Annotated in this window: 28 protein-coding genes; 24 read left to right on the top strand and 4 right to left on the bottom strand. The window is 29.8% G+C overall.

Features of this window, described 5'->3' with window-relative positions; genetic code table 11:
- From BUB33_RS07985 to BUB33_RS07970, 4 genes are all read left to right on the top strand, one after another.
- Positions 1-246 (top strand): hypothetical protein (locus BUB33_RS07985; RefSeq protein ID WP_072977052.1); only part of this gene is annotated, 246 nt, incomplete at its 5' end.
- A gap of 235 nt (positions 247-481) precedes the next feature.
- A complete protein-coding gene (locus BUB33_RS07980) occupies positions 482-1,414 on the top strand; it encodes a CobW family GTP-binding protein (protein WP_072975204.1) in 933 nt (310 codons plus the stop codon).
- Positions 1,415-1,430: 16 nt separating this feature from the next.
- Positions 1,431-1,778, top strand: a complete 348-nt coding sequence (locus BUB33_RS07975) for an ArsR/SmtB family transcription factor (RefSeq protein ID WP_072975202.1) — start codon at positions 1,431-1,433, stop codon at positions 1,776-1,778.
- A gap of 28 nt (positions 1,779-1,806) precedes the next feature.
- Positions 1,807-2,043, top strand: coding sequence for a thioredoxin family protein (locus BUB33_RS07970; protein ID WP_072975200.1), 237 nt, complete (start codon positions 1,807-1,809; stop codon positions 2,041-2,043).
- 92 nt (positions 2,044-2,135) lie between these two features.
- Here BUB33_RS07970 and BUB33_RS07965 read toward each other — a convergent pair whose 3' ends face one another.
- On the bottom strand, positions 2,136-3,140 hold the full coding sequence (locus BUB33_RS07965) for a permease (protein WP_072975198.1): 1,005 nt from the start codon (positions 3,138-3,140) through the stop codon (positions 2,136-2,138).
- A gap of 14 nt (positions 3,141-3,154) precedes the next feature.
- Positions 3,155-3,466, bottom strand: coding sequence for an ArsR/SmtB family transcription factor (locus BUB33_RS07960; RefSeq protein WP_072975196.1), 312 nt, complete (start codon positions 3,464-3,466; stop codon positions 3,155-3,157).
- Between the two features lie 250 nt (positions 3,467-3,716).
- Between BUB33_RS07960 and BUB33_RS07955 the strand changes: the two genes are divergently transcribed.
- From BUB33_RS07955 to BUB33_RS07890, 14 genes are all read left to right on the top strand, one after another.
- Positions 3,717-4,415, top strand: a complete 699-nt coding sequence (locus BUB33_RS07955) for a TVP38/TMEM64 family protein (protein ID WP_072975194.1) — start codon at positions 3,717-3,719, stop codon at positions 4,413-4,415.
- Positions 4,412-5,521, top strand: a complete 1,110-nt coding sequence (locus BUB33_RS07950) for a (Fe-S)-binding protein (protein WP_072975192.1) — start codon at positions 4,412-4,414, stop codon at positions 5,519-5,521. Before BUB33_RS07955 ends, BUB33_RS07950 begins: the two co-directional genes overlap by 4 nt.
- Positions 5,522-5,525: 4 nt before the next feature.
- Positions 5,526-6,185 (top strand): TVP38/TMEM64 family protein, encoded by a 660-nt coding sequence (locus BUB33_RS07945; protein WP_072975189.1) that lies wholly within the window; start codon positions 5,526-5,528, stop codon positions 6,183-6,185.
- Positions 6,178-7,446: an ABC transporter substrate-binding protein gene (locus BUB33_RS07940; RefSeq protein WP_072975186.1), complete on the top strand. Its 1,269-nt coding sequence runs from the start codon at positions 6,178-6,180 to the stop codon at positions 7,444-7,446. Before BUB33_RS07945 ends, BUB33_RS07940 begins: the two co-directional genes overlap by 8 nt.
- 1 nt (position 7,447) lies before the next feature.
- Entirely contained in the window at positions 7,448-8,311 is an 864-nt protein-coding gene (locus tag BUB33_RS07935) for an ABC transporter permease (RefSeq protein WP_072975184.1), read from the top strand.
- 22 nt (positions 8,312-8,333) lie between these two features.
- Complete coding sequence (locus BUB33_RS07930; protein WP_234950017.1) at positions 8,334-9,131, top strand: ABC transporter permease; 798 nt, start codon at positions 8,334-8,336, stop codon at positions 9,129-9,131.
- Positions 9,124-10,149: an ABC transporter ATP-binding protein gene (locus tag BUB33_RS07925; protein WP_072975179.1), complete on the top strand. Its 1,026-nt coding sequence runs from the start codon at positions 9,124-9,126 to the stop codon at positions 10,147-10,149. Before BUB33_RS07930 ends, BUB33_RS07925 begins: the two co-directional genes overlap by 8 nt.
- Before the next feature lie 4 nt (positions 10,150-10,153).
- Positions 10,154-10,828, top strand: a complete 675-nt coding sequence (locus BUB33_RS07920; protein WP_072975177.1) for a TIGR04283 family arsenosugar biosynthesis glycosyltransferase — start codon at positions 10,154-10,156, stop codon at positions 10,826-10,828.
- Complete coding sequence (locus BUB33_RS07915) at positions 10,828-11,535, top strand: TIGR04282 family arsenosugar biosynthesis glycosyltransferase (RefSeq protein WP_072975174.1); 708 nt, start codon at positions 10,828-10,830, stop codon at positions 11,533-11,535. The genes BUB33_RS07920 and BUB33_RS07915 overlap by 1 nt, the downstream gene beginning before the upstream one ends.
- Positions 11,492-12,523, top strand: coding sequence for a phosphotransferase (locus tag BUB33_RS07910; protein ID WP_072975159.1), 1,032 nt, complete (start codon positions 11,492-11,494; stop codon positions 12,521-12,523). The genes BUB33_RS07915 and BUB33_RS07910 overlap by 44 nt, the downstream gene beginning before the upstream one ends.
- A gap of 131 nt (positions 12,524-12,654) precedes the next feature.
- Positions 12,655-13,452 (top strand): ABC transporter permease, encoded by a 798-nt coding sequence (locus tag BUB33_RS07905; protein ID WP_072975156.1) that lies wholly within the window; start codon positions 12,655-12,657, stop codon positions 13,450-13,452.
- 26 nt (positions 13,453-13,478) lie between these two features.
- Positions 13,479-14,480, top strand: a complete 1,002-nt coding sequence (locus BUB33_RS07900; RefSeq protein ID WP_072975153.1) for an ABC transporter substrate-binding protein — start codon at positions 13,479-13,481, stop codon at positions 14,478-14,480.
- 110 nt (positions 14,481-14,590) lie between these two features.
- Positions 14,591-15,604 carry an ABC transporter ATP-binding protein gene (locus BUB33_RS07895; RefSeq protein WP_072975151.1) on the top strand — a complete coding sequence of 338 codons (1,014 nt, stop codon included), beginning with the start codon at positions 14,591-14,593 and terminating at the stop codon, positions 15,602-15,604.
- Between the two features lie 28 nt (positions 15,605-15,632).
- Positions 15,633-16,181, top strand: a complete 549-nt coding sequence (locus BUB33_RS07890) for a CD3072 family TudS-related putative desulfidase (RefSeq protein ID WP_072975149.1) — start codon at positions 15,633-15,635, stop codon at positions 16,179-16,181.
- A gap of 217 nt (positions 16,182-16,398) precedes the next feature.
- Here BUB33_RS07890 and BUB33_RS07880 read toward each other — a convergent pair whose 3' ends face one another.
- The gene (locus BUB33_RS07880) at positions 16,399-17,292 is read right to left on the bottom strand and encodes a nucleoside hydrolase (protein WP_234950016.1); all 894 of its coding nucleotides are present in this window, start codon (positions 17,290-17,292) and stop codon (positions 16,399-16,401) included.
- 132 nt (positions 17,293-17,424) lie between these two features.
- On the opposite strand from BUB33_RS07880, the gene BUB33_RS07875 reads away from it, so the two are divergent.
- The 5 genes from BUB33_RS07875 to BUB33_RS07855 all read left to right on the top strand — a co-directional run bounded on the left by BUB33_RS07875 (position 17,425) and on the right by BUB33_RS07855 (position 22,410).
- Positions 17,425-17,769 (top strand): DUF1622 domain-containing protein, encoded by a 345-nt coding sequence (locus tag BUB33_RS07875; protein ID WP_084725278.1) that lies wholly within the window; start codon positions 17,425-17,427, stop codon positions 17,767-17,769.
- A gap of 21 nt (positions 17,770-17,790) precedes the next feature.
- The gene (locus tag BUB33_RS07870; RefSeq protein WP_072975141.1) at positions 17,791-18,699 is read left to right on the top strand and encodes a nucleoside hydrolase; all 909 of its coding nucleotides are present in this window, start codon (positions 17,791-17,793) and stop codon (positions 18,697-18,699) included.
- Between the two features lie 87 nt (positions 18,700-18,786).
- A complete protein-coding gene (gene iorA, locus BUB33_RS07865) occupies positions 18,787-20,562 on the top strand; it encodes an indolepyruvate ferredoxin oxidoreductase subunit alpha (protein ID WP_072975139.1) in 1,776 nt (591 codons plus the stop codon).
- Positions 20,563-21,132, top strand: coding sequence for an indolepyruvate oxidoreductase subunit beta (locus tag BUB33_RS07860; protein ID WP_072975137.1), 570 nt, complete (start codon positions 20,563-20,565; stop codon positions 21,130-21,132).
- Positions 21,133-21,666: 534 nt separating this feature from the next.
- Positions 21,667-22,410 (top strand): hypothetical protein, encoded by a 744-nt coding sequence (locus BUB33_RS07855; protein ID WP_072975135.1) that lies wholly within the window; start codon positions 21,667-21,669, stop codon positions 22,408-22,410.
- A 129-nt stretch (positions 22,411-22,539) separates the two neighbouring features.
- On the opposite strand, the gene BUB33_RS07850 is transcribed toward BUB33_RS07855, so the two are convergent.
- Positions 22,540-23,202: a hypothetical protein gene (locus BUB33_RS07850; protein WP_072975133.1), complete on the bottom strand. Its 663-nt coding sequence runs from the start codon at positions 23,200-23,202 to the stop codon at positions 22,540-22,542.
- A gap of 313 nt (positions 23,203-23,515) precedes the next feature.
- Between BUB33_RS07850 and BUB33_RS07845 the strand changes: the two genes are divergently transcribed.
- Positions 23,516-23,833: a hypothetical protein gene (locus BUB33_RS07845; RefSeq protein ID WP_072975131.1), complete on the top strand. Its 318-nt coding sequence runs from the start codon at positions 23,516-23,518 to the stop codon at positions 23,831-23,833.
- Positions 23,834-23,836 lie beyond the last annotated feature (3 nt).

Here is a 23,836-nt window from a genome sequence, read left to right as displayed (position 1 = left end):
GATGAATGGCTCAGAAGAAGAATTCGAATGATAACATGGAAAAGTTGGAAGAAGGTCAAGACGAAATTTGTTAACCTTAAGAAACTGGGAGTAGCAAGAGAAAAGGCATGGGAATGGGCAAATACAAGAAAAGGCTACTGGCATACGGCCAATAGCTGGATTCTTGCAACAACCCTAACCAATGCTAGGTTTGAAAAACAAGGTTATTTAAGTTTTCTTAAATATTACCTTGAAGTTAAAGTGTAAACTATGAAACCGCCGTATACCGAACGGTACGTACGGTGGTGAGGGAGGTCGGTAAATAAATTAATTATTTACCTCCTACCCGATTATTATAATATTATTTGTTAAGTTTTATTATTTTTCAGCTGAATTATTTAATAAGCACTTGACAAAGCTAATAATCAAATGTAACATGAATTTATAACTATATGCCCATATGGGCATATAAGGATATAGAAATTCTAAGGAGGCATGTACTATGGAAAATAGAACAAAATTATATTTACTTACAGGTTTTTTGGGTGCAGGAAAAACTACTTTCTTAACTAATGTGCTTAATGATTTAGAAGGTAAGAAAGTAGCAGTTATAATGAATGAATTTGGTAAGGTAGGAATAGACGGAAGTATAATCCAAAAAGATGGTATGGAACTTGTAGAAATAAACAGGGGTTCAATATTTTGCTCTTGCTTACAGCTTTCCTTTGTATCTGCCTTAACAGAAATGGCAGATAGGAATATGGAATATGTTATTGTTGAAAGTTCAGGTCTTGCTGATCCATCTAATATAGGAGAATTTTTAGAGGCTGTAAAAGTTGTAAAAGGGGATGTATATGATTATAGTGGAGCTATTTGTATAGTAGATGGTTTAAATTTCTTAGAACAAGTAAAGGATATAGAAACTGTAGAGAGGCAGCTTAAATTTGCTCATCTAGTGATTTTATCTAAGGTAGACTTAATAGATGAGAATAAGCTTAATGAAGTTAAAGCAAAGATTAGAGAGATAAATGAAAGAGTAGATATTGTAGAGTCTATAAATGGAAAGATAGATTACAACTTTTTAGAAAAGGATTTATTAGAAGAAGATTGGCTTGGTGTAGAGGAAACTACTAATACCCCTGAGAACAAACCAAAAACTCTAACTTTAACATATGATGGAGAATTGACTAAGGAAAGGCTTACTCAGTTTTTAGATATTATAAAGAAAGATAGTTATAGAATAAAGGGATTTTTTAAATTAGAAGATGGATGGAATCAAGTAGATGTAGTAAATAAAACTATAGACTATAAATTAACAAATAAGGGTGAGAATATATCTGAATTAGTGATCATATCTAAAATAGGACCTCAAATAATTAGACCAATTTTTAATGCTTGGGAAAAGGTAGTGGGAAAAGAAATGAAGTTAAGATAGAGAGAGGAATGACTATATGGATAAATTATTGAATTATTTTAAATTACTTTCTGATGAGACTAGGCTTAGAGTCATGGTACTTCTATTTCATAGGGAGCTTTGTGTATGCCAGATTTGTGGTATTACAGGCATATCTCAACCTAATATTTCAAAGCATCTTGCGAGGCTTAGAGATATAGGTTTAGTAAAAGATAAAAGAAAAGAACAATATACCTTCTATTCTTTAAATATAGAATATAGGTTGCTGGAAAAGATATTACAGGAGATAGTAGACAATATAGAAGAATATCCAATACTAAAATTGGATATAGAAAAAAGCAAGGTAGCAGCAAAATATATTGAGTTAACAAATATGATGAAGTAAAATTCCTATAGTAAAGGAGAAATATAAAATGATAATTAAAATCTTAGGAGCTGGTTGTCCAAAATGTGAGAATGTAGAAAAAAATTTAAATATAGCTATTGAAGAGCTAAATATAGATGCTCAGATAGAGAAGGTAGAAGAATTAGTAGAGATTGTTAAATATGGTGTTATGACGACACCTACTTTAATCATAGATGGAGAAATTAAATTTAGGGGTAAGGTTCCATCAGTAAAGGAAATAAAAGGGGTATTGACTAAACAATAATATTTTATCAGAAGATAAAAATGAAAGGTCTGGCAGGGGAGTTAATCCCTGCTAGACCTTTTGGTTTTAAAGATGTTTTTTATCAGTTAGTCTTAAATAAATAGATATCCAAATATATTAAAAACATACCCTATGATAATTATTCCTAAAGATACAATACCAATAAAAATCCATAAGAGTTTTTTCTTAACTACCTTTGAAAGCATAATCATGGAAGGAAGTGAGAGTGCTGTTACACCCATCATAAAAGATAAAGCCGTTCCTAAACCTACTCCTTTCATTACTAATGCTTCTGCAATAGGCAATGTGCCAAATATATCTGCATACATAGGTATACCTACAAATGTGGCTACTAAAACAGAGTACCATTTATCTTGACCTAGTATGGCTGATATAAAGGATTCAGGAATATAGTTATGAATAGCTGCACCAATTCCAACACCTATTAAAATATATAGCCATACCTTTTTTATAATATCTAAAACTTGTTCTTTTGCGAAATTAATCCTATCTTTAACTGTTAATTCCTCTTGAGCTATATCAAGTACGGGATTATTAAAAACAAAAGGTTCTACATATTTTTCTAGTTTCAATTTACTTATGATTGTTCCACCAACTACAGCAAGGATTATACCAACTGCAACGTATGCTATAGCTATTTTCCAATTAAATATACTAGCTAATAATATAACAGAGGCTAAGTCTACAAGAGGTGATGAGATTAAGAACGAAAAAGTAACCCCTATTGGTAGACCAGCACTGCTAAATCCAATGAACAATGGTATAGAAGAACAGGAGCAAAAGGGTGTAACTGTACCAAGTAAGGCGGCAAATGTATTAGCTGTAATGCCCTTATATCGACCTAGTATTTTTCTAGTTTTTTCTGGTGGAAAGAAAGATTGAATATAGGAAATAGCGAATATTAAGACTGAAAGTAAAATAAATATTTTTATTACATCATATATAAAAAAGTGAATACTTCCACCTAACCTACTTTCTATTCTTAGACCAAAAATATTTTCCACAAGAAGTTTAATCAAATTAAAAAGCCATTCCATTTTAAGTAATTGTGTATTTAGCCATTTTAAAATAACCATACATATTATCCTCCTTAAATATTATTTAGTTTGCTGTTAGATTTATTCATATCCTCACTTATATCATTAAATAAGTTTTTTAATAATTTTAATGAATCCATGTTTATGGAATATTTCATCCATATACCATCTTTTCTTCCATTAACAAGCCTAGATTCACATAGTATTTTCATATGATAAGAAAGGGTAGGCTGTGTAATATGGAACTCTTCCAATAAATTGCAAGCACAAAGTTCTCCTTTAGATAACATATGAAAGATTTTAATCCTTGTTTCATCTCCTAACGCTTTTAAAAGAAAAGCATAGTCTGTATAAGATTTATTCATGTAATCACCTCTTTATATAATAGAATATTTTATAAATACAAATAACACATAGATAACTATCTATGTGTTATTATATTACTATATATAGATAAATGTCAATGTGTTAAAGAAATAATTATTTGAGTTATCCAAATAGTTATATTGCATATAAGAAATATCTATATATAGACAAAAAATATAGATAATCTTAATTTTATTTAAACTATTCCATATGTTAAAATTTAATCGGTATTAGAAAGGAAGGTGCAGAATGAAAAAAATTAAAAAATCAACATGGATAAAGTTAATAATTGCTTTAGGATTAGTTTTAATGTATTTACTTATACCAGAAATAAGATTTAAGATTAATCAAATAATAGAATTATTTTCAAAATTAGATGTAGAAGCTATTAAAGAATATATACTTTCTTTTGGTATATGGGCACCGATTATATCATTTTTCCTTATGATATTTCAATCAGTAGCTGCACCATTGCCAGCATTTTTAATTACTTTTGCAAATGCAGGATTATTTGGATGGGTTAAGGGAGCGATTCTTTCTTGGACATCTGCTATGGCAGGAGCAGTATTATGTTTTTATATAGCTAGAATATATGGGAGAAATACAGTTGAAAAACTAACATCTAAATTTGCCTTGGAAGAAATAGATGATTTTTTTGAAAGGTATGGTAATTATGCCATATTAATAGCTAGACTTTTACCCTTTATATCTTTTGATATAGTTAGCTATGCAGCAGGGCTAACCTCCATGAGTCTATGGTCATTTTTATGGGCTACAGGACTTGGACAACTTCCAGCAACTATTGTATATTCCTACGCAGGAGAAAAATTGACTGGTGGCACAAAGACTTTTGTTACTGGTTTACTTATATTATTTGCAGTTAGTGCATTAGTATTTTTAATCAAGAAGATATGGGATGAGAAGAATAAAAAAGGATGCAATAAATGAAAATATGTGATAGAACTATAAAAATAATTAAAAAAGAAGAAGAAAAATGTATTGGTTGTAATATTTGTATGAAAGGCTGTCCTATGTTAGATAAGTTTTGTAATTCTCCAAAAAATCTACTAAAGGAATTATTAGATAATGAAAGATTTGAATATACCCTACCCTACTCATGTATGCTATGTGGATATTGCACTAAAGTATGTCCAAAGGAAGTAGATTTAAAGAGCTTATTTCTAGATATGAGAAGAGATGTAGTTAAAGAAAATAATGGTAAATTACCTAAGGAACTGAATATCAGTGGAGTAGAACTACATCAAAACCTAAGCTTTTCTAAATTATTTACATCTGATATTCAAAATCTACAATCAGATACTATATTTTTCCCAGGATGTGGTCTTCTTTCTTATAGTCCAAAAATAGTAGAAAATACATATGAATATCTTAGAAGTAAAATAGATGGCATAGGAATATATACCAAATGCTGTGGTAAGCCTACAGCTTTCATGGGAAAAGATGAGAAGTTTAGAGAATATTATTCTATACTTGAAAGAGAATTCAAAGATAAAAATGTTAAAAGGATAATTACTGGATGTCAAAATTGTTTTATGACCATAGGAAATAATAGCAAGGATATTGAAGTAATTTCTCTATGGGAAGTACTGGCTAATGTAGGAATTCCAGATGGTAGAAAAGGTATTGGTAAAACCATAGAACTAGAGTTTACCATACATGATCCATGTCCAACTAGGGATGTAGATATAATCCATAGTTCTATTAGAAATATAGTAGATGATTTAGGATTTAAACTTGAAGAAATGAAGTATAACAAGGGAAGAACTCTTTGCTGTGGCTCTGGTGGCATGGTGTCCGTTACCCAAAGTAAAATAGCCAATTCCCATACTAGGAGAAGGGCTCAGGAGGCAAAAACAGAATATATTATTACCTATTGTCAAGAGTGTGTAGAGTCTATGCGTAGAGGTGGCAAGAAGTCTTACCATATACTGGATTTACTATTCAATGAGGATTTTCAGCATATGGAGCAGAAGAACCAAGGATTAGTTATAAAGTGGGTTAATAGGTATAGAGGAAAGAATATGGGGAAGTGAGAATATGAAGGATAAAAATTCTTTATTAAAATTCATATTAACAACTGGATTAATAATAGCTATAGCTTTATTAATCAATAAATTTAATATTTTTAAAGGCTATGGACCAAAAGAGATTAAGGATTTTATCCAAGGTAAAGGAATTATGGCACCAATTATTTATTTAGCTTTATTGTCATCTTTACCTTTATTATTATTTCCAGACTCTGTATTAGTAATTGCAGGTGGTATGATATTTGGATTGTTTTGGGGAACTGTACTTACTACAGTAGGCTCATTAATTGGAGCGGCAATATCGTTCTATATATCTAGAAAACTAGGTCAGCAAGTAGTAAAGAAACTTATAAAGAAGGATTTAGTTTTATTTGATAAAAAGAATAGTGGATTTTTTTTAATTTTGATGTTGAGGTTAGTTCCCTTATTTCCTTTTAAGATAGTTAGCTATAGTGCAGGATTATCAGATGTAAAGTTCAAAGATTTTGCATTAGCTACAACTATTGGTTCATTACCAGGAATAATAGTATATACAAACCTTGGAGATAAGACTACAGTATTTGGAAGTAAAGATTTTTATCTTTCCATAGGATTACTAATAGGATTGTTTGTAATTTCTTTTATAATGAAAAAGATATTTCAAGAAAAAGGAGAGAAGATTAATGAATAGGAAAGTATTATTACTTATATTATCAGGACTTTTAATATTTAACTTAGTTGGATGTAATACAAACAAAGCTGAACAAGGAGTAGTTGAACAGGAACAAGTTAATGAAGGAAATATACTTGATAAGGATTTTGAGGAGCTGCTTGAAGCTGCAAGAGGAACTACTGTTACTTTTTATGGATGGGGCGGTAGTCAACAAACTAACTCATGGATAGATGGCTATCTATCAGAAAATGTAAAAAAAGACTATGATATTACAGTAAAAAGAGTTGGAATGAATATAGATGAAATACTTAATAGCCTTTTAAATGAAAAACAATTAAATGTAGAAAATGGAAATATAGATGTAGTATGGATTAATGGAGAAAATTTCTTTACTGCTAAGAAAAACAATTTATTATTTGGACCTTTTACTGATAAATTACCAAATTTCAATCAATACATAGATAAGGACTCACCAGATGTAAAATATGATTTTGGTTATCCAGTTGAAGGATATGAAGCACCCTATGGGAAAGCTCAAATGGTAATGGTATATGATAGTGAAAAGATAGACAAGACCCCAGTAGATCATAAGGAATTATTAGAATGGGCAAAGAAAAATCCAGGGAAATTTACTTATCCAGCATTACCGGATTTTACAGGCTCTGCATTTGTTAGAAATATAATATGTGATATTGTAGGATATGAGCAATTTATGAATATGGAAGCAGATGAAGAAACTGTAAGAAAGGCTATAGAACCAGCTATTGAATATTTAAAGGAGCTAAAGCCTTATCTATGGAAAGAAGGTAAGACTTACCCCGGAGATGCACCACTTCTTGACAATATGTATGCAGATGGAGAAGTATGGATGACTATGACTTATAATCCAAATGCAGCATCAGGAAAAATTGCAACAGGAGAATACAAAGACTCAACTAGAACTTTTGTATTTGACAAAGGGACCATAGGTAATACTCATTTTCTAGCTATACCATTTAATGCTCCAAATAAGCCAGGGGCTATGGCATTGATTAATTATATATTAAATGTAGAATCTCAAGCTACAAAATATGAGCCAGCAACATGGGGAGATTTACCAGTATTAGACAATGATAAATTGAGTCAAGAAGAAAAGGTTCGATTTGAATCCATAGAATTAGGTATTGCAACTTTACCACAAGATATATTATTAGAACATAGAATTCCAGAAATGCCAGCAGATTTAGTTCCAATAATTGAGAAAGTATGGATAGAAGAAATACCAGGTGAAGGTGAGTAATTTGAAAGAAAAAATAAAACCATATTTATTGCTATCTCCAATATTATTTATATTAATTACCATTTTTGTTTCAGGAATAATAATGGGATTTATACAAAGTTTAGGATATTTTAAGGCAATTGGTTTAACTAAAATTACATTGAAATATTATAAAGAGGTACTGACCAGTAAAAGATTTTTGGCATCTTTAGGCTTTAGTCTTTATACTTCCTTTATTTCATCTATTATAGCAATAATTTGTGGTGTTTTACTTTCCTATGCAATTCTTCAAGTAAAAGGAAAAAAAGAGATAATAGAATCTATATACAGAGTACCTATAATAGTACCCCATATAGTTTCTGTACTTCTTATATATAATATTTTATCCCAAACTGGGATAATTCCACGAATTTTATATGAAACTGGCTTACTTACTGAAGGGAGCCAGTTTCCCTCTATTCTATATGAGAAAAATGGCATAGGTATAATAATAACATACTTATGGAAGGAAATACCTTTTGTCACCCTTACAACATATACTATATTGGGAAAAGTTAGCAATAAATTATCCTATGCAGCAGCCAATTTAGGAGCAAACAAAATGCAAGTGTTTTTTTATGTACTTTTACCTCTTATTATGCCTTCAGTTTTTTCATCCTTTATTATTATCTTTGCATTTTCCTTTGGAGCATATGAAGTACCATTACTACTAGGACCAACACAACCTAAGGCTCTTCCTGTACAGGCTTTTATTGAATATAATAATCCAATACTTGCAAATAGACCCTATGCCATGGTATATAATATACTAATTACTATAATAGCTTTGATTCTTACAGGGCTTTATTATAAGACCTTTGAAAAAATATATAAATACGATAGGTGATGAGATGGAGGATAAAACGAAATTGAGATATAAAATAATAGTAGGACTATTTCTAAGTTTTTTATTATTGCCTTTGATAGTTATATTTATATGGAGTTTTGCAAAGAATTGGCCATGGCCAAAATTATTTCCAGAGAACTTTGGGTTAAGAGGATGGATATATTTTTTTACCCCGTCATCTAATAGTATACCTATTTTGTTATTTAGTATATTTCTATCTCTTACAGTTACGATAATTGCTTTGATGATAACCATACCTGCAGCAAAAGCATTAGCTCTTTACAAATTTAAGGGACAAAAATTAATAGAGATATTAATTTTTGCTCCAGTTATAGTGCCTACTGTAACAGTGGCTATGGGGATACATCTTCAATTTATTAAACTAGGACTTGCTAATACCTTTTTAGGGGTAGTGTTGATACATCTTATACCTTGTATCCCATATGGTGTTAGAATACTTAAGAGTGTTTTTGAGATAATCGGTGAAGAAATGGAGGAACAGGCTAAGGTATTAGGTGCTAATGGTTTCCAAGTATTTTATCATATAACTTTTCCCATGCTCCTTCCTGGAATAATATCAGCAGGAAGTATGGTTTTTATAGTATCCTTTAGTCAATATTTTCTTACATTTCTAATAGGGGGAGGACGAATAATAACCTTTTCAATGCTGATGTTTCCTTATATTCAAAGTGGAGATAGGATGATGGGTTCCGTTTATAGTATAGTCTTTATACTTACTACTTTAATATTTTTAATTATCCTAGAAAAGATTACAAAAAAATTTTATAAGGCTCAGTTAAAGGGGTATAGATATGTCTAAAATTATCTTGAAAAATATAGAAAAATCCTTTAATAAAATAAAGGTCTTAAATAATATTAATTTTGAAGTAGAAGAAGGAAAGGTAGTTTCATTACTTGGATCTTCTGGCTGTGGTAAAACTACTACCTTAAAAATAATAGCAGGATTAATTAAACCTGATAGTGGAGAAATACTTCTTGGAGAAGATAATATAACAAATAGTCCTGTGGAAAAGAGGGGGACTGTAATAGTTTTTCAAGACTACCTATTATTTCCTCATTTAAATGTGGAAGAAAATATAGGGTTCGGTCTTAAAATGTCAAGGGTATCAAAGAAAGACATAGGTATTAAAGTAGAAAAGATGCTAGAACTAGTACAACTAAAGGGATATAATAAAAAATATCCAAATGAGCTTTCAGGAGGACAACAACAGAGGGTAGCATTAGCAAGAGCCTTAGCCATAGAGCCAAAGGTACTTTTACTTGATGAGCCTTTCTCTAGTTTAGATACAAAACTTAGGGAGGATATGAGAGAATTTACTTTAGGAATACAAAGAAAGCTAAATATAACAACGATTTTAGTTACCCATGATAAGGAAGAAGCTTTAATGTCATCTGATAAGATAGCTATTATGCTAAATGGAGAGATTAAACAATTTGGCACTCCAGAAGAATTATATGAAAGACCAAATTCAATAGAAGTGGCAGATTTCTTTGGTGATAAAAACTATATTTGCTGTGAGATAATAAATGGTATATTTGTTTCTGATCTACTTAGTTTCTCCATAGAAATGGAAGATTTAGAAAACTCAAAGGCAATGATAAAACCAGAGGATATCAAAATTTATCCAAAAGGAACAACTGAACTAGAAGGAATAATATTATCTAGGAAATATGCAGGAGAAAGAGTTTATTATACAATCTTAGTGAGAGGAATGGAGTTAAAGGTAATATCTCAAACCTCTAAAATATATAAAGTAGGGGACAAGATATCAATAGATATAAACATTGAAGGCATAAAGATATTTAAAGGGAAGTGAAACCATGATATCCATAATAGTACCTGTGTTGAATGAAGAAAAGACTATAAAGGAAAACTTAGAAAATTTAATTAAGTTAAATGGAGATAAAGAAATAATAGTAGTAGACGGTGGAAGTACTGATAAAACTGTGAATATTTCAAAAGAATATGCTATAGTCATAAATAGTCCAAAGGGTAGAGCAAGACAAATGAATACAGGTGCAAAGATGGCAAAAGGTGAGATATTATGGTTTATTCATTCGGACTCTAAACTAGATGAAAATAGTATAGTAGAAATAGAAAAGACTATAGAAAAAGGATATATAGGAGGATGCTTTAAGCTATATTTCTATGATCTACATACAAGATTTATGAAATATGTAGCAAATTCATCTAATAGAAGAGCTAAATATTTAAAGTTGATATTTGGTGATCAAGGCATATTTATGAGAAAAGATATATTTGAAAAATTAAATGGATATAAGGATATGGAACTTATGGAGGATTGGGAATTTTCCTGTAGAATTCATAAACTTGGAAGAATGAAGGTTCTAGATAAGAAAATAGGAACTTCGGCTAGAAGATTTAAAAAGGATGGGGAACTAAGGACATTGCTGTTGATGCATAAAATAAAGATACTATATATATTAGGTACCCCAACAGATAAATTAGCTAAAATATATAAGCGGGTGAGATAATGAATAATGCACTAATACTTATGACAAGAATTCCCATAGCAGGACAAACTAAAACAAGATTAATGGATATTATGTCTGGAGAAGAATGTGCTTGGTTACATATGGCTTTTTTAAAAGATTTATTTAATACATTTAAAGAACTAAAAAATGAAGTAGATATTTACCTTACCTATACTCCTGAAAATTCATTAGATATTATAGAAGGTATAATACCCAAGTATATTAAGACTTTCTCCCAAAGAGGGGAAGATTTAGGGAATAAGATGTCTAATGCAATAAATGATATATTATTATTAGGATATGAGAAAGTAATATTAATAGGTTCAGATATACCCCATATTAGGTATAGAGATATACTTCATGCCTTTCATATACTTGGTAAAAATGATATAGTCTTAGGACCATCCTATGATGGAGGATATTATTTAATTGGAATGAAAAAACCAAATGAGGTTTTATTCAATATAGGAAAAAGATGGGGAGGAAAGTCAGTCCTAGAATCTACCATAGATATGGCTAATAATGAAAGCTTATCTATAGGACTTGCTGCTAAATATATGGATATAGATACAAAAGAAGATTTATTTACATTTTTGAAGATTAATAAAAATCAAGAAGTAGCTTTAAATACAGTAGAATTTATTAGGGATTGGGGTGAAAGGTTTGTTAAAGGAAGAATTGATAGAACAGATAAAACAATATATTAATAATAACAGGAAAACAATACTAAAGGAACTTAATTTAACTGATGATTTTGAAGTGAAATTCTTAGCTCAAGGTGAATATAATATTAATTTTACAATAGAGTCTTTTCCCAATAAATATGTGTTTAGAGTAAATACTGGAAGTCAGTTACAAATTGATAATCAAATAGGGTATGAATTTAATTCTTTAAAATATCTGGAAAGTTCCTCTGTAACTCCCAGGGTATTTTTTGTAGATAGCTCAAAGCTGTTTTTTGATTATGGAATACTTATTATGGAGTTCTTAGAAGGAGTACCTCTTGATTATGGAAAGGATTTAAATAAGGCGGCAAAGATATTCTCTAAGATTCATTCCTTAGAGATTAGGCCAGATAATCATTTTATAATAGAGAAAAATATATTCAGTGCTCGGATAAATGAGGGAGAACGGCTTCTTGCCAATATATGGGATAGTACCATAGTAGATAAAAAAATTAAATCTTTCTTTTATCAGTTTCTAGATTGGGCAAAGATTAACAAAGATAAAGAAAAATATTTTATAGATAATCCCTGGTATGTAATAAATAATACGGAAGTCAATTCTCATAATTTTATTATAGGAGAAGAAAACTCTTATTTAATAGATTGGGAGAAGCCAGTTATTAGTGACCCTGCTCAAGATTTAACTCAGTTTCTTTCGCCTACTACTACATTGTGGAAAACAAATTATATATTAAGTAATGGTGAGAAAGAAGAATTTTTTAGAAACTATATTAATGGATTAAAGGGTGAGGATAAGGATATTAGAGATAGAGTACAGCTATATACACCTTATCTATATCTAAGGGCACTAGGATGGTGTGCCTATGCTTATGTGGAGTACCATGACCCTAAGAAAGAAATAAAAAATAGGGATACCTTTGAGAAGATAAAGGAGTATTTGAATATAGATTTTATGGAGGAACTATTGAAGCCATATAATATCATAAGATTAAATAATTCATATTATTAAAAAAAACAATAGTAATTAAGTTACTATTGTTTTTTTTAATAATACTTTAATATATTATATTCATAGATTATTATATGTATATCATTGACAATATTAGACAATCTTAGATCAATAATGAAAGGATGGTGATTATGAATAAAGAAAAAAATAATTTTGTACTTATTATAAGAATATTAATTATTGTTTTATTTCTATCTTTCTGGGAGATAGCTGCTAGACTTAAATTTTATAATGCTATTTTTACAAGCTATCCTAGCCAGATTATTTTAGATTTAAAGCAATTTTTTTTAAGTGGAGATTTAGTAAAACACACATCTATAACTTTGCGAGAAGCCCTTGCTGGATTATTTTATGGTACTATTGTAGGAATTTCTGTTGGACTATTATTTGGACAAGTACAGTCATTAGGTAAAATTTTTTTACCCATAATTACAGCCATTCATGGTGTACCCCAACTTACATTAGCACCAGTATATATATTGTGGTTTGGACTAGGTTTAACATCAAAGATATTTCTTGCATCATTGATGGTATTTTTTAATGTTTTTTTCTCTACTTATGCAGGCATTCAAAATGTAGAACCTAAGCTTATTGAATCTGCAAATTTACTAGGAGCTGGAACAATACAAACACTGTACCATGTTGTATTACCATCTAGTATGCCTTGGATAATAGCTGGTATTCGTAATGGTGTAGGGGCTTCTTTAATTGGTGCAATCATTGGAGAGTTTATGGGGGCTTCAGCAGGATTTGGATGGATGATTGCCTATGCATCATCATATTTTAAAATTGCTCGTGTTATGTCATGTATTTTTATTTTGTTAATAGTGGGTATTATTCTCAATCTTATTCTTGATAAAGTTGAGGCATATTTACTGCGTTGGAGAGCAGTTACAAGATTATCTCTACACCATGAAAGAAATACATAAAATCTAATTAAATAAGGAGGCAAAAAATGAAAAAATCAATACTTATTGTGCTTATGGTTTGTTTAGTTGCTGGAATGTTTACTGGATGTACATCAAAGAATACTTCTAAGGATTCTGATCTTACTAAAGTTGTAATATCTGAAATGAGAGGTGAATCTTGGATTCCTGTATACGCAGCTGAAATGTTAGGGTATTTTAAGGAAGAGGGATTAGATACTGAATGGGTTGTTTTTAAAGATGGTCCAATAGCTTTTCAAGGTATGCATGCAGGAGATTCACAATTCTGTATGCTGTCTACTGAACCAGTACTTCGTGCCTTTGAAGAAGGATTAGAATCTAAAATTATTATTTCAACAGTTAAGAATAAGCAGTATATTTTTGCTGGAAGTTCTGAAATCACAAGTGTGGAACAGTTAAAAGGGAAGGCAATTTTTGCTGGTATGCCGGGATCTGCTCCCTACTCATTTGTTCTTTCTGCACTAGAAGAAGCTGGACTTTCTGAAAATGATGTTGAATGGATTAATATGGAATATGGAGCTGCTTTAGCTGCACTTGAGCAAGGAAGTATAGCAGCATCGTTTTTTGATGGAATTCATATTAATGAGCTAAAAAATATAGACGCTAATATTTTGATTAATACATCTGATCCTGCACAACATGAGGCACTTTATGGTTCTAAATACTATGAATCACAAATGGTTACAGTTACTAAGGAATTTGCAGAAAAAAATCCTGAAACAATTCAGAAATTTGTAAATGCTGTTATAAAAGCTATGGCTTGGCAAGCAGAACATACTGATGAGGAACTTGCAAAATTAGTTTCTCCTATGTTTGAGGACAGGGATTTAGTTGAAATTGTTGGCATATTGAGAGGATCACTTTCTAATGATGGTTTCTTCTCTGAAGAAGGATATAATGCAATTGAAAGTTTTTGCTTAGATCAAGGAATTATTAAAAATCCTATTGGATATGAAAATATTATTGATATGTCTTATGTAAATAATGCAAGAAAATCATTAGAGAAATAGGATTCTTAAAAATATATTATAACGGTCAATTTCTAAGAAAAGTATATTAAAACTTAGATTAACTTTAGTTTATTGTTGATAGATGATTTAAGTAAATTAAGGAGATAAATATGGCATATATTGTTTTTGAAAATATAGAAAAATACTATGGTGAAAATCATGTTCTTAAAAATACCAATCTTTCAATTCAGAAGGGAGAATTTGTTACATTACTAGGTTCCTCTGGTTGTGGGAAAAGTACGCTTCTTCGTTGCCTTGCAGGATTAGAAGGTGTAACAAGTGGAAAAATATTTCTAGATGGAGAAGATATTACCTTTAGAAATCCTAAGGAGAGAAATATTGGAATGATATTTCAACAATATAGTCTTTTCCCCAATATGGATGTATATAATAATATTTCATTTGGTCTTAGGATGAAGAAGGTTAAAAAGGATACTATTGATGATTTAGTGAAAAATGCGTTGAAAATGGTTGATCTTCAAGGCTATGAAGAGAGGTATCCATATCAGCTTTCAGGTGGAGAGCAGCAAAGAGTAGCATTGGCAAGATGTATTGTTACTAAACCTAAGGTGCTATTATTAGATGAACCTTTGAGTGCAGTAGATGCAAAGCTTCGTAAATCTTTACAATCTAGAATAAAGGAAATACACAAGGAGCTTAATATGACATCTATATTTGTCACCCATGATCAAGATGAAGCAATGACTATGTCAGATACAATTCATATAATGAGGGATGGAGTTATAGAACAATCAGGAAGTCCCTTTGAAATATATAGTAATCCCAAGAGTATTTTTACGGCAAGCTTTGTTGGCAATTACAATATATTGGAAAGGAATCAATTTTCAAAGCTAATAAATCAAGAATACCCAGCTTATTCAAGAATTGTAATTAGACCAGAGACTATTGAAATATCTCCTATTGAAATGGAAAATTGTAAAGATTCATATTTTATTTTCGGTAAAATTACTGATATACTTCCTCAAGGTAATATTATAAGATATACAGTTGATATTAATTCTATTTTTTTGAAAGTTGATGTGCTATTTAATGATTTAGAACTTTATGCTTTGGGACAAGAGGTATATTTAAAATTAAAGAAAAAGCATTGTATTGGTCTATAACTACTTAATGGCTAGGGAGGATAGTAAATTGAAAAGAAATAAAAAGATAATATTAATTTGTCACTGTATAATTAATGCTAATTCCAAAGTTGAAGGGCTTAGCCAATATGGAGGAATTTTTAAGGAGTTTATAGATATTATTGGGGAGAAAGATATTGGTATTATTCAACTTCCATGTCCGGAAATGATTATATATGGAATAAAAAGATGGGGTCATGTAAAGGAACAATTTGATACTTTATTTTATAGACAACAATGTAGAGAAATGCTTAGACCAATAGTTCAACAGACTAAAAGTTATATGGATGCAGGATATGAAATTTTAGGAGTTGTGGGAATAGATGGTAGCCCAAGTTGTGGAGTTAACTATACTTGCTCTGGAGACTTCAGAGGAGAAATGTCAAACAATAGTGAATTGGAAAATATTCTTGAGACTTTAAAAGAGATTAAAGAGTCAGGTGTATTCATTGAGGAATTAAAAGATTATCTGGAGGAAGTTGGAATAGAAATACCTTTTATAGCAATTAATGAAAATGATGTATATAGTTCTTTAGATAAAATAATAGAGTTTATATAAGTAAATAACAAAGGGGATAGTCCCCTTTGTTATTTTATTTTTTTTATAATAAATTTATCGATTATTAATACCAAAATAATTAAAATTATACTTCTTATAAAAAACTGACTTTGTTTGATTTCATATTTAGGTAAAATAATAAAAAAATAGAGAGTATAAAAACTAAAAGCTCCAAGTAAAAAATATGCTATAAATTTTTTAAAATTCATAAATTAAATCACCCTATAATTATATTTTTCCAAGCCTCAAAAATCAATTCATTAAATAATTCTATATCCTTTATCACTGTAGGGATATTTATTTTACTTCCTTTTTTATTTCCTTCATCTATTCTCAAGAAACCAGTTTTTAAATCCTCTACAGTTGAAACTATGGATTTAAAATTATCGTTGAATAGTTCAGGATTTGTTATATATATAGCTGAAACTATATCCCAATTGAAAAACCCTTCCGTATTAAATAATTCCCTAAAATACTCAAACCAAGCATAGGAATTCTCTTTAATATATATATAAGACGGTATATCTTTATTATTCATCAATCTTTTATATTCTTCTTTTTTAAATTCTGCTTGTAAACATATATGACCTGTCATAGTTGTTACTTTTGCTCCAGAGTATAGAACATTATAACTCGCTTCATTATCAACAGAGAAATTTAATTCATTTAATTTTTTACCATTGATTATAAGTGGCTGAGTAAGCCCTCCCATCAATACGATTTCTTTAACCTTTTTATAGAAATCACTATCAAGAAGATATGCACCATATAGATTGGATAAGGAACCTGTTGCTAATATAGTGATTTTATTAGGATATTTATTGACCATATCTACGAGAAATTTAGAGGCTTCACTTCTTCTATTACAGTTCTGTGCTGAGCCTTTATTTAATGGAATATTTGTAATGTTTAAATCCCTAAATAATTTAGTTGTAGCCGCAAATACATCTTCTATATTACTATTGCCAAAGGTATTAGTTACACCAACTAGCTCTATGGCTCTACTACCTAATAGATACATTAAAGTTAAACCATCATCAACATCTTTATTTGGCAATCCCATAGTATTATCACAATCGAATATTACCTTAATCAAAATATCATCTCCCATTATACCATTTTGCTTTCTTCCCAATTATATACTAACATAATTAATACCTTTATGTTAAAATATAATATGGAGAAAGGTAAAAAATCTTGGAACCTTCCCCCTAGCATATTTTACAAAAGAGGAGAGAGTTAATTGATAATTGAACATTTTTTAGAAATGATAATCCCATATATAACAGGTTCACTAGAATCTATTGGGGTGTTTATAATTACAATAGCAGCTTTAAGGGGAATATTTCAGTTTGTAAAAAATGGATTTGATTTTAAAGATGACGATGTAGCTATTGATTTTGCCAAAGCAATGTCCTTGAGCTTAGAATTTAAATTAGCAGCAGAGATTATAAAAACAGTAGTAATAAGAACAATAGATGAATTTATTATACTTGCAGCAGTAGCAATACTTAGGGTAGTATTAACATTTGTATTACATTGGGAACTAAAAAGTGGAGCAAAAACTATGGATTATTTAGAGAAATAATTAATGGCTAGGGGGATATTTATGGTAAGACCAATTATTATAGATTGTGATCCAGGATTAGATGATGCAATGGCATTGATATTGGCTAATAAAATACAAGATATAGAAGTAGTAGGAGTAACAACTGTAGCTGGAAATGCTAGTTTAAAAAATACTAGCAAAAATGCATTGAATTTACTATATACAATAGATTGGGAATTACCAGTTGTAATTGGTTCAGAACATCCTTTAATTAAAGAGAGAAGCTTATCTAATAAAAAAACTGGTATAGGGGAACTGGTACTACAACAATCTAATAGAGAATTTTGTAAAATAGATGTATCTGACTTTATATATAAAGAAGCTAAAAAATATGATGGCAATCTAGAAATTCTTGCTTTAGCACCTATGACTAATATTGCAAAAACAATAATAAAATATCCTAATATAGTACCACTAATTAAATCTATAACTTTTATGGGTGGAACAATGGGAAGAGGAAATATTACACCATCATCTGAGTTTAATATGTATGTAGACCCTCATGCAGCAGATATAGTCTTTAAATCAAAAATACCTATAACTATGGTAGGACTAGATATAACTAGAAAGGCTTTTTTAACTATTGAAGATATAGATTATTTTAAGAGCTTTAATAATATTCATAGTAAATTAATAGCGGAAATTCTCCTTTTAATACATAATAGAGAATGTTTTTGTGGTGATAAGGTCATTGCAATTCATGATGTAGTAGCCCTTGCAGCTATGGTCTTACCACAATTAGTTAATAAGACAAAATTTTGCTTATCTATAGAATTAGATAATAATAAAAGTCTAGGCATGTTGTTATTAGAATATAGGAATATTTCTGATGATGAAAAGAATATAGATATAGTAACTGATATAGATATTAATATGTTTAAAGATTGGATTAAAAGATTGAATTGTTAAAATATTTACCTGAAATTAAAAAACTTAGTACAATTAAAAGTATATTTGATATAATGTAGTTGTACTATATTTGATAGGAGGGATTCCATGAAGAAACTTTTAACAGGTAATGAAGCTATTGCAAGAGGAGCTTATGAAGCAGGATGTTTAGTAGCAGCAGCATATCCAGGTACACCAAGTACTGAAATTCTTGAAAATATTTCTAGTTATGATGAAATATATTCAGAATGGTCTACAAATGAAAAAGTTGCTTTAGAGGTTGGTTCAGGTGCATCTATTGCAGGAGCCAGATCCTTAGTTGCAATGAAACATGTAGGCTTAAATGTAGCAGCGGATCCATTATTCACCATTGCATATGAAGGTGTAAATGGAGGACTTATAGTAGTTACAGCTGATGAACCAGGTATGCATAGTTCTCAAAATGAGCAGGACAACAGACTCTTTGCACCTCATGCAAAAGTAGCTATGGTAGAGCCATCAGATAGTCAAGAATGTAAAGATTTTGTAAAACACGCTTTTGAAATATCCGAAACCTATGATACTCCAGTATTATTTAAGGTGACTACTAGAGTCTGTCATAGTAAGGGTGTAGTAGAATTAGGAGAAAGAATTGACGTAGGTATAAGAGAGTATGAAAAGAACCCTAGGAAATACATAATGGTACCAGCAAATTCTAAGGCTAAGCATATAGAAATGGAAACAGATAGAATTCCAAAACTTAGGGAATACTCAAACAATAGCCCATTAAATAGAATTGAATGGAATGATAAGAAAATAGGTATTATAACATCTGGTGCATCTTATCTTCATGCAAAGGAAGTATTTGGAGATACAGTTTCTTATCTAAAGGTAGGATTTAGTTGGCCATTACCAGACAAATTATTTAAAGAGTTTGCAGATGGTGTGGACAAACTATATGTAATAGAAGAAAATGAGCCTTATATGGAGCAATTCATTAAAGCCATGGGAATAAAGTGTATTGGTAAAGAAATATTTTCTGTATGTGGAGAAATAAATCCACAGATTATAAGACAAGCAATTTTAGGTGAAAAAATAGAAGAGGGACATAAATTAGAACTAGAAGTACCTTCAAGACCACCTGCATTATGTGCAGGATGTCCACATAGAGGAATATTTTATGCATTGTCTAAGCATAAAAACAAAGTAATAGTTACTTCTGATATAGGATGTTATACACTAGGTTCTGCACCTCCATTAGGCGTAGGAGATACGGTAATCTGTATGGGTGCTGGAATTACTGCAGGTATTGGTTTTGATAAGGTTAATCAAATGGCAGAAAGAGAAAAGAAAGTATTTGGATTCGTAGGGGATTCAACATTCTTCCATTCTGGTATGACAGGATTAGTTAATGCAGTATATAATAAGAGTAATATGGTAGTTGTAATACTTGATAATAGAATTACAGCTATGACAGGACATCAGGAAAACCCAGGTACAGGCAAGAATATATCTGGTATGGAAGCACCACAGATTGACATAGAAGGATTAGTAAAAGCCATAGGGGTAAAAGAAAGCAATATAAGAGTTATAGATCCATATAATATGGAGGAAAATACAAATGCCATAAAGGATGCCTTGGAAGCTACTGAACCATTTGTAATTATTACAAAGCAACCTTGTGCACTTATTAAAGATGTACAAAAGAGAAGAGCAAATTTATATAGTCAAGTAAATCAAGAAAAATGCAGAAAATGTAAGACCTGCTTGAGAATAGGCTGCCCAGCCATATCTATGAAGGACAATGTAGTTAGCATAGATACTGCAATGTGTAATGGCTGTACCGTATGTCTGCAAGTATGTCCATTTAATGCTATAGAATCTTTTGGGGAAGAGGTGATTTAATTGACAAAATCTTTACTTTTAGTAGGTGTTGGAGGACAGGGTACGATTTTAGTATCTAAAATATTATCAGAAGGACTATTGGAAGAAGGCTATGATGTAAAAATGTCAGAAATCCATGGGATGTCTCAAAGGGGAGGTAGTGTTACTACTCAAATCAGATTTGGAGATAAGGTATATTCACCAACTATAAACCTAGGAGAAGCAGATGTTTTGGTATCCTTTGAAAAATTAGAAGCAGCAAGATATATACCTCAATTAAAGAAAGATGGAAGATTGATAGTTAATGAAGAGGAAATGTGGCCTTTGCCAGTATTAACAGGGCTTGAAAAATATCCTGAAGGAATAATGGAAGAGCTAAGGTCTAAGGTAGATAATATAATATCCATAAATGCAAGAGAAATAGCAGAGGAACTTGGTGAACCAAGATCACAAAATATAGTGATGCTAGGACTTATAGTTAAGGCATTAGGATTAGAAAATATAGATTGGAAGAGTAAAATCAAAAAGTTTCTTCCAGAAAGAGTACATGAAGTAAATATTAAAGCATTTGAACGAGGAATAAGTTTATAAAAATAGTGGACACATATAAAAATGTGTCCACTATTTTTATAAGCATCTTAATGTAAATGGTAAGACTTTCTGAATATTTAATTTTTTGAAATCTATATATTATTAAATAACAATTTAAATTATAATATTTATGTATTTTCAGATTTTAATTTACACATACTAAATAATATTGTAAATGTTACATAGGTTTTGAACTAAATTATAGAAGACAAATAATATATGGAAAGATAAAAATAGATACTGGAAAAATATTAAGATAGTTATGATAATATAAAGGGAGAGAGATAATAGAAGTATAGAGATGTTAAAGATTATATTATAGATGCTAGTAAATATCCCATTAAAGTTTAGTATGTCAAGTTTTACAGAGTAAACGATATCGTGTAAGTAAAGTGGGAGAAATAATTTATAGTCTGGAGAGTTAGAGCAAATCATTCATTTTTATGCTGATTATAAATGAAGTTTTTTATTGAAAAGAAAGTGGAATGGTTTTAAATTTTATGATAAAATGGGATTACTAGGAGGGAGTTAAAAATGAAGAAAAAAATTATTTTTTTTGTAATATTTATGATTGCCATTATTATCGGTATAAGCTATAAGTGGAATAATACGGTATATAATGTGAAATCTAACTCAAAGAGTTATTCATTTGAAGATTTTATGAATAATAAAGTCAAGGTATCAGAGGCTGTTACAATAAAAGGGACATTGTTAAATCTGATGGAAGATACTTCAAAAGGGTATTTAATTGATGGAAACTCAAATACTGAAAATATAGATAATTTAAATATGTATATAATTAAATATACTGGAAAAGGAGAACCTAAATTTAATTTGCTTACAAATAATGAAACAATAAGAATTTGGGGTATATTTGATGGAATTGATAAGGCTACCAATTCACCGATTATCTCTGTAAAAGACTTTGAAATCGAAATAGATAATACAACTAAAGATAATAAAAATATGATTGAAAATATTAAATCTAAAGCAATTTTTGCCAATTATGAACAAATAATTCAAGGAAATATAAATCTATTGACATCATTATATATGGAAGGTTATATTATATCCATAATTGATAGCAATGAAATGATTATAAGTAGCAATGCATCTAATTCTAATGAAGAACACTTCAAGATACTTTATATTGGTGATAAGAAGGGCGACTTTAAAATAGATACAAATATTAAGTTTTGGGGTGTATTAAATCAAATTATTAATGAAGAGGATAATTTAATTCCAGAAATTATTGCTATCGACTATGAAGAATTATAACTTCAAAAATTTGTATTATACAATTAAAAGATTTAATTTTCATACGCAAAAATTTAACAACTACCTAGGTAGTTGTTAAATTTTATTAAATATTTTTTTACTTACTTATAACTAAATAGTTGATAAAAATTACCTTTCATTTGCTCTAAAACTATTTGTTGTAGAACCATTTCTTATCCAAGTTCCATCAATTGTATAAAAACTACCTTCAGCTGTAATATCTAAATCTCTTTTTCCATATGGAGAACTTCTTCTATAGTTAGACATTTTAAACTGAATTGATGAAGTAACATCTGGTTCTGATTTAAAACTAGTTAATAAATCCCATACGGGTAAGTGAACGAGGGTTTGTTTTATTCCATATCCAGAGGCAATATAAGCTGCATATCTGTCTACAGCTGCACCAGCTACTTCAACTCTGGTACTTGATAGATTACTTTCATAATGAATTACTTCATCCTCTTCTTCTAGAGGAATAATTTTAGTTTCATTTTCTTCCAAATATTGATTAAGTTCATTGATGGAATTTATTAAAAAATCTTTGTATTCTTTTCTTGTCATATTGGTCCATACTTTAGTTCGATTTTCTTCTAATTGCTCAGAAGTAATCCCCATTTCTTCCGCAGTGACTAATCTTAATTCAGTACCTAATTCTGTATTAATCTCTTCAATCACTTCTTTTGCAATTTCTTCATTGATACTTAGCTGAACATTTTGTGCATAATTTTCCATAGGTGTTAAAATTACTATTGTTAATAACAAAACAATAGCCAGTACATTTTTAATTTTCATTTAATCTACCCCCTTAGTAATTTACACACTATTTTAAAGAAAATATTAATATTTTCTTTATTAATTTTACCCATCTATTTTCCCTTTAATCAAACAATTATAGGGGGAGAAACTTTATTAAATATTTGTAACATTTATCAGAACATGAGAAAATCAAAGAATAGAATAGAAAATGAAAGATAAGTAAAGAAAGTCTTATTATGGATAATTAATATATTATTTATTTTAACTCTTATTGATTATATAGAGCAATTATTTAAGTTTACATAAGATATTAGAGGAGTATAATAGTTTAGTCAAGGAGTGATGAGCCATGGATGAGATTGTCAATAAGATAATAAATATTGATAAAGAAACTGTTAGGATGAAGCAGAAAACTGAGGAGATTATAAGGGATAAAGAAAAAGTATTAAGAGAAACTCTTCAAAAAATTGAAAGGGAATATGTGGAAGAAGGCAGATTAGAAGGGGAAAGGATTTATAAAGAAATAATGGAAGACGGTGAAACGGAAATAAGAAGTTTACAATCTCAGGATATGGAGATGTTAAAAGCTATAGATAAGGAATATAAAAATAATAAAGATAAACTAATCAATATCCTATGGAATTCCCTAATTAAAGGAAAAGAATAGAGG

This window comes from Tissierella praeacuta DSM 18095, assembly GCF_900128955.1.
Classification (GTDB): Bacteria; Bacillota; Clostridia; order Tissierellales; family Tissierellaceae; genus Tissierella; species Tissierella praeacuta.
This window is presented reverse-complemented; position numbering and strand designations above follow the sequence as displayed.

Coding starts and splice junctions, on each gene's coding strand:
- BUB33_RS07980 (WP_072975204.1), top strand. CDS start 482: ATGGAAAATAGAACAAAATTATATTTACTTACAGGTTTTTTGGGTGCA.
- BUB33_RS07975 (WP_072975202.1), top strand. CDS start 1,431: ATGGATAAATTATTGAATTATTTTAAATTACTTTCTGATGAGACTAGG.
- BUB33_RS07970 (WP_072975200.1), top strand. CDS start 1,807: ATGATAATTAAAATCTTAGGAGCTGGTTGTCCAAAATGTGAGAATGTA.
- BUB33_RS07965 (WP_072975198.1), bottom strand. CDS start 3,140: ATGGTTATTTTAAAATGGCTAAATACACAATTACTTAAAATGGAATGG.
- BUB33_RS07960 (WP_072975196.1), bottom strand. CDS start 3,466: ATGAATAAATCTTATACAGACTATGCTTTTCTTTTAAAAGCGTTAGGA.
- BUB33_RS07955 (WP_072975194.1), top strand. CDS start 3,717: ATGAAAAAAATTAAAAAATCAACATGGATAAAGTTAATAATTGCTTTA.
- BUB33_RS07950 (WP_072975192.1), top strand. CDS start 4,412: ATGAAAATATGTGATAGAACTATAAAAATAATTAAAAAAGAAGAAGAA.
- BUB33_RS07945 (WP_072975189.1), top strand. CDS start 5,526: ATGAAGGATAAAAATTCTTTATTAAAATTCATATTAACAACTGGATTA.
- BUB33_RS07940 (WP_072975186.1), top strand. CDS start 6,178: ATGAATAGGAAAGTATTATTACTTATATTATCAGGACTTTTAATATTT.
- BUB33_RS07925 (WP_072975179.1), top strand. CDS start 9,124: ATGTCTAAAATTATCTTGAAAAATATAGAAAAATCCTTTAATAAAATA.
- BUB33_RS07920 (WP_072975177.1), top strand. CDS start 10,154: ATGATATCCATAATAGTACCTGTGTTGAATGAAGAAAAGACTATAAAG.
- BUB33_RS07915 (WP_072975174.1), top strand. CDS start 10,828: ATGAATAATGCACTAATACTTATGACAAGAATTCCCATAGCAGGACAA.
- BUB33_RS07905 (WP_072975156.1), top strand. CDS start 12,655: ATGAATAAAGAAAAAAATAATTTTGTACTTATTATAAGAATATTAATT.
- BUB33_RS07900 (WP_072975153.1), top strand. CDS start 13,479: ATGAAAAAATCAATACTTATTGTGCTTATGGTTTGTTTAGTTGCTGGA.
- BUB33_RS07895 (WP_072975151.1), top strand. CDS start 14,591: ATGGCATATATTGTTTTTGAAAATATAGAAAAATACTATGGTGAAAAT.
- BUB33_RS07880 (WP_234950016.1), bottom strand. CDS start 17,292: ATGGGAGATGATATTTTGATTAAGGTAATATTCGATTGTGATAATACT.
- BUB33_RS07870 (WP_072975141.1), top strand. CDS start 17,791: ATGGTAAGACCAATTATTATAGATTGTGATCCAGGATTAGATGATGCA.
- iorA (WP_072975139.1), top strand. CDS start 18,787: ATGAAGAAACTTTTAACAGGTAATGAAGCTATTGCAAGAGGAGCTTAT.
- BUB33_RS07855 (WP_072975135.1), top strand. CDS start 21,667: ATGAAGAAAAAAATTATTTTTTTTGTAATATTTATGATTGCCATTATT.
- BUB33_RS07850 (WP_072975133.1), bottom strand. CDS start 23,202: ATGAAAATTAAAAATGTACTGGCTATTGTTTTGTTATTAACAATAGTA.
- BUB33_RS07845 (WP_072975131.1), top strand. CDS start 23,516: ATGGATGAGATTGTCAATAAGATAATAAATATTGATAAAGAAACTGTT.